This window comes from Janibacter corallicola NBRC 107790 (assembly GCF_001570965.1).
Lineage (GTDB): Bacteria > Actinomycetota > Actinomycetes > Actinomycetales > Dermatophilaceae > Janibacter > Janibacter corallicola.
In genome coordinates this window covers 47,980-56,382 of sequence record NZ_BCSR01000014.1, presented here as the reverse complement: position 1 = coordinate 56,382, position 8,403 = coordinate 47,980, and the positions used below count along the sequence as shown (strand labels likewise).

Genomic DNA, 8,403 nt, shown 5'->3' with positions numbered 1-8,403 from the left:
CGAGCCGCTCGCGACGCAGCGGGCGGTGCTGCGGCGGGCCTTCGACCTGGGCGTGACGCACTTCGATCTGGCGAACAACTACGGGCCTCCCTACGGCTCGGCAGAACGCAACTTCGGGACGGTCTTCTCCGAGGACCTGCGTCGCTACCGGGACGAGATGGTCATCTCCACCAAGGCCGGCTGGGACATGTGGCCCGGCCCGTACGGGCAGGTCGGCGGCTCCCGCAAGTACCTGCTCGCCTCGCTGGAGCAGTCGCTGACGCGGATGGGGCTGGACCACGTCGACATCTTCTACAGCCACCGTTTCGACCCGGACACCCCGCTCGAGGAGACGATGGGTGCTCTGGACACGGCGGTGCGCCAGGGCAAGGCGCGCTACGTGGGCATCTCCTCCTACGGGCCGCAGCGCACCCGGGAGGCGTACGCGATCCTGCAGGAGATGGGCACTCCCCTGCTGATCCACCAGCCCTCGTACTCGATGCTCAACCGCTGGATCGAAGACGGCCTGCTCGACACCCTCGAGGACCTGGGTGTGGGCACGATCGCCTTCTCCCCGCTCGCGCAGGGGCTGCTGACCGACAAGTACCTCTCCGGCATCCCGGAGGGGTCGCGGGCGGGCCGGGAGGGCACCGGCATCGCGGGGCAGCTGACCGAGGACAACCTCGACCGCATCCGCGCGCTGAACGACATCGCCGCCGAGCGCGGGCAGTCCCTCGCCCAGATGGCGCTGTCCTGGGCGCTGCGCGACGAACGGGTCACCTCCGTCCTCGTCGGGGCCCGCACCGTCGCCCAGCTGGAGAACAGCCTCGGCGCGCTGGAGTCCCCGCCCTTCACCGACGAGGAGCTCGCCCGGATCGACGAGCACGCGGTCGAGGGCGGCATCAACTGGTGGGCGGAGTCCGCGCAGGCGTGAGCGGGTCGCGCTAGTCTCTCCGGCACACGCCACCACCGACCGGGGGGTCCCCTGCATGCTCACCAGCTCTGCACGCACCGCCTGCGCCGCCGCCGCGGCCCTCGCCCTGCTCCTCACCGGCTGCGCCGGTGGGGACGACGGGGAGGACTCCGCCCCTTCGTCCTCCGCCGCGAGCGAGTCCGAGGGTGCCTCCGACGGGGGCTCGGGGGCCGATGACTCCGGGAGCAGCGAGCTCGACGAGGCCGCCGAGCAGGCGGGCATCGACCCCGAGGACCCGCCGGAGCCGGTCGCCAGCACGAGCGTGACCGCGAACGGCGCCAAGCAGCCGACGAAGATGACCTTCGACCTCTTCGGCCTCGAGCGTCGGGGCGACCTCCTCGTGCTCACCGCGGCCGTGACGCCGGACAAGGGCGCCAAGGGCAAGGCACAGACCTACTACGGGTGGATGAACACGAGGTGGTCCCCGCAGCTCGTCGACACCAAGAACCTCAAGGTCCACGACGTCGTCACGACCGACGACGGGCCCGAGGTCATGACGGACACGGCACCGTTGACGACCCCGTTCGGGGCGGGCCAGACGTTCTACATGTACGCCGTCTTCGCCGCGCCGCCGAAGGACGTGAAGACGGTGACCGTCAAGGTGGTCGACGGCGCCCCGGCCGTGACCGGGGTGACGATCCGGTGATGCCGCTGGCCCGGGTCTCCGTCGGCGCGGCGCTGGCCGTCGCGGTGGTCCTGCCGCTGTCTGCCGTGCCGGCGAACGCCGAGGGTGTGGACGATCTGCCCGAGATCGGCCGGGCCCAGCTGCAGGAGTCGGTCCACAGCATCCAGCCCGAGGTCCACGCGATCGAACCCCGGGTCAGCCCGCTGGAGCGCGAGACCAGCTCCGGGGCGATCGCCCTCAACAGCGACATCCTCTTCGGCTTCGACCGCGCGGCCGTCACCCCCGCGGCGAAGAAGCGTCTCGCCGACATCGTCGAGGACATCCCGAAGGGGGCATCCGTGACGATCACGGGCTACACCGACGACGTCGGCGGGGACGCCTACAACCAGAAGCTGTCGACCCAGCGCGCCAGGTCGGTCGAGAAGGCCCTCGACGACGCCCGCCCCGACCTGGACACCACGGCCCGTGGCCGCGGCAGCGCCGATCCGGTCGCGCCGAACACCAAGGGCGGCGAGGACAACCCCGAGGGGCGGGCGCAGAACCGCCGCGTGGAGATCAGCCACGACTGACGGAGGAGGCTAGCCTGATCCGCATGCCCACCATCGTCATCACCCTGAACGCCGAGGACCGGCCCGGACTGGTCGCCGAGCTGGCCCGGACCGTCGCCGAGCAGGGTGGCAACTGGCTGGAGAGCCAGATGGGGCGCCTCGGCGGGACGTTCGCCGGCGCGGTCCTCGTCGAGCTGCCGGAGGACCGGGTCGAGGAGCTCACCGCTGCCGTCCGGGCCCTGCCCGACGTCGGGGTCGTCGATGTCTCCGGCACCGAGAGCGGGCCCGGAGCCGGTGTCGACGTGGCCCGGCTGCACGCCGTGGGCCAGGACCAGCCGGGGATCGTGCGCGACGTGACCCGGGCCCTCGCCGACCGTGGTCTGGGCATCCGGGAGCTGCACACCGGCACGAGCGATGCGCCGATGAGCGGGGAACGACTCTTCGAGGCCTCCGCAGTGGTCGCGCTGGGCGACGGCGTCGACCTGGGCGACCTGCGCACCGCGCTCGACGAGGTCTCGGCGCAGCTGAGCCTGGACATCCGGCTCGACGACGGCGACCAGGACGCCGCCTGGGGCGAGGTCCCCTAGGCCCCCGGGTCGCGCAGCAGGGCCGCGACCGTCGGCCCGAGGGCCCGCGCGACGTCGAGCGCCCGGACCGGACCACCGGGGTTGGCCTCGGTGCCGGCCCGGCCGTGGACGAGGGCGCCGAGCGCGCCCGCGGTGGCCACCGGCAGCCCGCCGGCCAGCAGCGCCCCGACGACCCCGGCGAGGACGTCACCCGTACCGGCGGTCGCCAGCCAGGTGGGAGCGTCCTGCTGCACGTGCACCGGTCCCCGGCCCGGTTCCACGACCAAGGTCGTGGCGCCCTTGAGCAGCACCGTCGCGCCGGTGAGGTCCGCGACCTCCCGGGCGTGCTCCAGCGGCGCCTCCTCGACCTCCTCCCGGGTGACCTCGGTGCCGTCGCCGCGCAGCCTGGTGAGCAGGCGGGCGCACTCCCCCGCGTGCGGGGTGAGCAGCGTCGGTGCCGCACGGGGGCCGGTGACCAGGTCCAGCCCGCCGGCGTCGATCAGCACGGGCAGCTCGGAGTCCAGCGCCCGCCGGGCGGTGGCGGTCTGGTCGGCTCCCCCCTTCGCCTCGGCGGTGGTGTCCAGACCGGGACCGATGGCCCAGGCCTGGACCCTCCCTTCGCCGATGACGGCCTCGGGGACCTGCGCCCGGACCAGCCCGGTGGGGGCCTCGCTGCCGACGTAACGGACCATGCCGGTGCCGGCGGTCACCGCGGCGGTCACAGTGAGCAGCGCTGCGCCGGTGAAGGACTCGCCTCCCGCGATCACCCCCAGCACGCCGCGGCGGTACTTGTCGTCACCCGCCCGCGGGACCGGCCACAGGTCGGCCACGTCGTCGGCGGTCATCCGCACCACGGCCGGCTCCGCGTCGGAGAGGTCCAGGCCGATGTCGAGCACCGTGAGCAGGCCGCAGGCGGCTTCACTGGGCGGCAGCAGGTGGACCGGCTTGGGGGCTCCGAAGGTGACGGTCTCGTCGGCGAAGACCGCGTCGGCGACCACCCGGCCCCCGGTCACCGGCTGGCCGCTCGGGGTGTCCACGGAGATGATCCACGCGTTGTCGCGGATGGCCTCAACCCAGGCGTGGGCGAAGGGGGGCAGCCCCGGCCGTCCCCCGATCCCGGTGATCCCGTCGAGGACGACCTCGGCGCGGCTGATCGCGGTCAGGGACTGCGGGCCGTCGCCGGTGAGGACGGTGGCGCCGTGACCCCGAGCCTGCTCGGCGGCCTCGACCTGGGCGGGCGAACGGGTGGGGTCGACGCACACGGCGGTCGTCGTGAAGCCCCGCCGCGCGAGGCGGGCGAGCGCGAAGAGGGCGTCGGCGCCGTTATTGCCCGGGCCGATGAGGGCGGTGACCCGCCTCTGGCCGCGCTCACGCATCCGGCCCGCGGTCAGCCGGGCGACGCCCCGGGCTGCGCGGCTCATCAGCTCGCCGCTCTCGAGGAGCTCGGGCAGGGCCTCCTCGGCCGCCCGGATGGTCTCGACTGAGTAGCCCGTGATCATGCTGGGGAGGCTACTCCCCGCCCCCAGCTCCCCGGTCAGGCCGACTCGGCGATGACGATCGCGGTGGCGATGCCGCCGTCGTGGCTGAGGGAGAGGTGCAGGCGGGTGACGCCGAGCAGCTCGGCGCGGGCGGCGACGGCCCCGCTGATCTCGAGGATCGGCTCGCCGTGCTCCCCGCTGTGCACCTCCGCCTCCTGCCACGGCAGGTCCCCGGGGGTGCACAACGCCTTGCCCGTGGCCTCCTTGGCCGCGAAGCGGGCCGCCAGCGAGCGCAGGGGCAGATTCGCCTCCCGCTCGGTGAAGACCCGGGCGCGCAGGCCCGGCGTGCGCTCGAGCCGCTCGCCGAGGCGTGCCGTGTCGACGACGTCGATGCCGACCCCGACGATCACCGCGCGCCCCTGCTCACTCGACCGTGACGGACTTGGCCAGGTTGCGCGGCTGGTCCACGTCCAGGCCCTTGGCCGTGGACAGGTGCAGCGCGAAGACCTGCAGCGGCACGACCGTCAGCAGCGGCTGGAGCAGCGGCGAGGTCCGGGGCACCCGGATGACCTCGTCGGCGAAGGGCACCACGTCCTGGTCGCCCTCCTGCGCGATGACGAGGGTGCGCGCGCCGCGCGCCCGGATCTCCTGGATGTTGGAGACGACCTTCTTGTGCAGCTCGTTGGGGGCGTCCGGGCCCGGGACGACGATGAAGACCGGCTGGCCCGGCTCGATGAGCGCGATCGGGCCGTGCTTGAGCTCACCGGCGGCGAAGCCCTCCGCGTGGATGTAGGCCAGCTCCTTGAGCTTCAGCGCCCCCTCCATGGCGATCGGGTACCCGACGTGGCGGCCGAGGAAGAGCACCGCGCGGGTGTCGGCCATGAAGCGGGCGATCTCCTCCACCCGGTCCATCTCGGTGAGCAGCGCCCCGATCTTCTCCGGCACCTCGTTCAGCTCGCCCATGAGCTCACGGGCCTTCGCGGCGTGCTCGTCGGTCCCGCGCAGCTGGGCCAGGTAGAGACCGAGCACGTAGCAGGCGGTGATCTGGGCGAGGAAGGCCTTCGTCGAGGCGACCGCGATCTCCGGGCCGGCGTGGGTGTAGAGGACGGCGTCGGACTCCCGCGGGATCGTCGCGCCGTGGGTGTTGCAGATCGAGACCGTCAGCCCCCCGAGGCTGCGGGCGTACCGCACGGCCATCGCGGTGTCCGCCGTCTCCCCGGACTGGCTGATCGAGACCACGAGGGTGCGCGCGTCGACCACCGGGTCGCTGTAGCGGAACTCGTGCGCGAGCGCGATCTCGACGGGGATGCGGGTCCACTGCTCGATCGCGTACTTGGCGACCATGCCCGCGTACGAGGCGGTCCCGCACGCGACGACGGTGATCCGCTCGACTCCCCGCAGCCGCTCCTCGTCGATGCGCAGCTCGTCGAGGATGAGCTGCCCGGTCGCGTCGGTGCGACCGAGGAGGGTGTCGGCGATCGCCTGTGGCTGGTCGTGGATCTCCTTCTCCATGAAGGTGTCGAACCCGGACTTCTCCGCGGCCGCGGCGTCCCAGGTCACCTCGTAGGGCCGGCCCTCGGCGGGTGTGCCGTCGAAGCCGCGCACCTCGTACCCGCGGGCGGTGATCGTCACGATCTGGTCCTGGTCCAGCTCGACGGCCTGCTTCGTGTACCCGATGAAGGCCGCCACGTCGGAGCCGAGGAAGTTCTCCCCGTCGCCGAGGCCGATGACGAGCGGGCTGTTGCGGCGGGCGGCGACGACCTTGTCGGGCTGGTCGGCGTGCACCGCGAGCAGCGTGAAGGCACCCTCGAGGCGGACCACGACGTCCTGCATCGCCCGTGTCAGGTCGCCGGTGCGCTCGAAGGCCGCGGCCAGCAGGTGCCCGGCCACCTCGGTGTCGGTCTCGGAGGTGAACTCCACCCCGTCGGCGTCGAGCTCCTGCTTCAGCGCGTGGAAGTTCTCCAGGATCCCGTTGTGGACCACGGCCAGCTTGCCCTCGGTGCCGCCACGGTGCGGGTGGGCGTTCTCGTCGGTCGGTCCCCCGTGGGTCGCCCACCGGGTGTGCCCGATGGCCGTGCGGGCGTCGGGGACGTCGTCGCGGGCCAGGGCTTCCTGGAGGTTGACCAGCTTGCCGGCGCGCTTCTCGCTGAAGAGGCTCCCGTCCCCGACGAGCGCCACGCCGGCGGAGTCGTACCCCCGGTACTCCAGCCGCGCGAGGCCCTCCATGACGACGTCCAAGGGGTGACTGCCCATGCCGGGGCCCACGTATCCAACGATTCCGCACATGCGGGACAGGCTAACCGTGACGGCCCGTCCACCCCGACACCGCGCCCGTGGGACACAATGGCGGCGTGTCCTCCGCCACAACGGCGACCCTGCCGTCCCCCTTCGTCGAGCTCGGCCGCGACGCCTGGGCCCGCCTGAGAGAGAACCATCCCCTCAACCTGGACGAGGGCGACCTGCACCGACTCCGGGGCCTGTCGGACCCGATCGACCTCGAGGAGGTCCAGGAGGTCTACCTCCCCCTCTCGCGGCTGCTGACCTTCTACGTCTCGGCGACGACGCGGCTGCACCGGATCACCTCGACCTTCCTCGGTGAGCGCCCGCCGAAGGCCCCCTTCGTCATCGGCGTCGCCGGGTCCGTCGCCGTCGGCAAGTCCACGACCGCCCGGATCCTGCGCGAGCTGATGCTCCGGTGGCCGGACACCCCGAAGGTCGACCTCATCACGACCGACGGTTTCCTGCTGCCCAATGCGGAGCTGGAGCGCCGGGGGCTGCTGCAGCGCAAGGGCTTCCCCGAGTCCTACGACCGGCGGGCGCTGCTGCGCTTCATCTCGGCCGTCAAGGCCGGCCAGCCGGAGGTCTCGGCGCCGGTCTACTCCCACCTGACCTACGACATCGTCCCCGACGAGCGGGTGGTCGTGCGCCAGCCGGACGTGCTCATCGTCGAGGGTCTCAACGTGCTCCAGCCCCCGGGGGTGCGCAGCGACGGGCGCGCGGGGCTGGCGGTCAGCGACTTCTTCGACTTCTCGCTCTACGTCGACGCCAAGGTCGAGGACATACGGCGCTGGTACGTCGACCGCTTCCTGCGACTGCGCAAGACCGCCTTCGCCGACCCGGTGTCCTACTTCCACCGCTACGCCCACCTCACCGACGAGCAGGCGGTCGCCCGCGCGCAGCACATCTTCGAGTCGATCAACGAGCCGAACCTCATCGACAACGTCCTCCCCACCCGCGGCCGCGCCACCCTCGTGCTGACGAAGGGGGCCAACCACCAGGTCCGCCGGATCCGGTTGCGCAAGCTCTGACCCGGGCGAAGGGGGCCCGCCTCACCGCAGGATCGTGGTCACCAGGTCGCCTGCCGGACCGATCGGGCGGGCACCGCCGATCCACACCGCGCGCAGCTCGCGCTGCAGCGGTCCCTCGGCGAGGGTGACGGCGACGAGCTCGCCGCTCGCCACGGACGGGCGCACCGCGTGCTCGCTGAGCACCGCCGGGCCGGCACCGGCCGCGGCGGCGATCCGCACCGCCGCATTGCTGGACAGCTCGGCCGCGGGGTCCGCCGCGGCGAGTCCGTGCTCGGCCAGGGCGTCCTCGAGGACCCGGCGCGTCCCCGAGCCCGACTCCCGCAGCGCGAGCGGGGTCCGGGCGAGCTCGGCGAGGGTCACCCGACGCGAGCGTCTCGCCCACGCGTGCTGGGGCGGCACGACCACCCACAGCTCGTCCCGGCCGATGACCATCGAATGCACCCGGTTGGGCAGTCGGGTCGTCTCCACCAGGCCGAGGTCGTGCCGGCCCGCGGCCACGCCGGCGACGACGTCGTCGGAGTTGAGCACCGCGAGGTCCAGGCCCACGTCCGGGTGGACCCGCCGGAAGGTCGCCAGCCACGCCGGCACCAGGTACTCGGCGACGGTCATGCTCGCCGCGATCCGCAGCTGGGCGGAGCGCTCCCGCCGCAACGCCGCAGCCGAGAGGCTCATCCGCTCCGCGGCGGCGAGCACCTCCCGGGACCAGTCGACCATGAGGGCACCGTGGGAGGTCAGCCGCGAACCGCGCGGTGACCGCTCCAGGAGGGTCAGCCCGCACCGCCGCTCGAAGCGGGCCAGCGTCCGGCTCGCCGCCGGCTGGGTCATGCCGAGACGTTCGGCCGCGGCACCCATGGACCCGAGCTCGGCCACCTGGACGAGCAGCTCGAGGGTCGCCAGATCGGGCCACCGGGCCACGAGCGCCTCCC

Annotated in this window: 9 protein-coding genes; 5 read left to right on the top strand and 4 right to left on the bottom strand. The window is 73.0% G+C overall.

Annotated elements, in window-relative coordinates:
* The 4 genes from JCO01S_RS07565 to JCO01S_RS07550 form a co-directional block, all read left to right on the top strand.
* Positions 1-913: aldo/keto reductase (locus tag JCO01S_RS07565; protein ID WP_068253180.1), on the top strand; the 913-nt coding region annotated here is incomplete at its 5' end.
* A 55-nt stretch (positions 914-968) separates the two neighbouring features.
* Complete coding sequence (locus JCO01S_RS16015) at positions 969-1,598, top strand: hypothetical protein (protein ID WP_068253177.1); 630 nt, start codon at positions 969-971, stop codon at positions 1,596-1,598.
* Complete coding sequence (locus JCO01S_RS07555; RefSeq protein ID WP_068253174.1) at positions 1,598-2,146, top strand: OmpA family protein; 549 nt, start codon at positions 1,598-1,600, stop codon at positions 2,144-2,146. Before JCO01S_RS16015 ends, JCO01S_RS07555 begins: the two co-directional genes overlap by 1 nt.
* A gap of 23 nt (positions 2,147-2,169) precedes the next feature.
* Positions 2,170-2,712, top strand: a complete 543-nt coding sequence (locus tag JCO01S_RS07550) for a glycine cleavage system transcriptional repressor (protein WP_068253171.1) — start codon at positions 2,170-2,172, stop codon at positions 2,710-2,712.
* Here JCO01S_RS07550 and JCO01S_RS07545 read toward each other — a convergent pair.
* Genes JCO01S_RS07545 through glmS form a run of 3 tightly spaced genes read right to left on the bottom strand, consistent with a single transcriptional unit; the run spans position 2,709 to position 6,455 of the window.
* A complete protein-coding gene (locus JCO01S_RS07545; protein WP_068253168.1) occupies positions 2,709-4,190 on the bottom strand; it encodes a bifunctional ADP-dependent NAD(P)H-hydrate dehydratase/NAD(P)H-hydrate epimerase in 1,482 nt (493 codons plus the stop codon). The two genes, JCO01S_RS07550 and JCO01S_RS07545, sit on opposite strands and share 4 nt — an antisense overlap.
* A 35-nt stretch (positions 4,191-4,225) precedes the next feature.
* A complete protein-coding gene (locus JCO01S_RS07540; RefSeq protein WP_068253165.1) occupies positions 4,226-4,579 on the bottom strand; it encodes a holo-ACP synthase in 354 nt (117 codons plus the stop codon).
* 13 nt (positions 4,580-4,592) lie between these two features.
* Positions 4,593-6,455 carry a glutamine--fructose-6-phosphate transaminase (isomerizing) gene (gene glmS / locus JCO01S_RS07535; RefSeq protein WP_068253162.1) on the bottom strand — a complete coding sequence of 621 codons (1,863 nt, stop codon included), beginning with the start codon at positions 6,453-6,455 and terminating at the stop codon, positions 4,593-4,595.
* Between the two features lie 65 nt (positions 6,456-6,520).
* Here glmS and coaA point away from each other — a divergent pair, with 65 nt between their 5' ends.
* Positions 6,521-7,477, top strand: coding sequence for a type I pantothenate kinase (gene coaA, locus JCO01S_RS07530; RefSeq protein ID WP_068253159.1), 957 nt, complete (start codon positions 6,521-6,523; stop codon positions 7,475-7,477).
* A gap of 21 nt (positions 7,478-7,498) precedes the next feature.
* Here the strand turns inward: coaA and JCO01S_RS07525 are convergent, their stop codons facing one another.
* Positions 7,499-8,392, bottom strand: coding sequence for a LysR family transcriptional regulator (locus JCO01S_RS07525; protein WP_218002246.1), 894 nt, complete (start codon positions 8,390-8,392; stop codon positions 7,499-7,501).
* Between the last annotated feature and the right edge of the window lie 11 nt (positions 8,393-8,403).

Bases quoted from the DNA above. Each gene is read 5' to 3' on its own strand.
- JCO01S_RS16015 (WP_068253177.1), top strand. From the start codon at position 969: ATGCTCACCAGCTCTGCACGCACCGCCTGCGCCGCCGCCGCGGCCCTC.
- JCO01S_RS07555 (WP_068253174.1), top strand. From the start codon at position 1,598: ATGCCGCTGGCCCGGGTCTCCGTCGGCGCGGCGCTGGCCGTCGCGGTG.
- JCO01S_RS07550 (WP_068253171.1), top strand. From the start codon at position 2,170: ATGCCCACCATCGTCATCACCCTGAACGCCGAGGACCGGCCCGGACTG.
- JCO01S_RS07545 (WP_068253168.1), bottom strand. From the start codon at position 4,190: ATGATCACGGGCTACTCAGTCGAGACCATCCGGGCGGCCGAGGAGGCC.
- glmS (WP_068253162.1), bottom strand. From the start codon at position 6,455: ATGTGCGGAATCGTTGGATACGTGGGCCCCGGCATGGGCAGTCACCCC.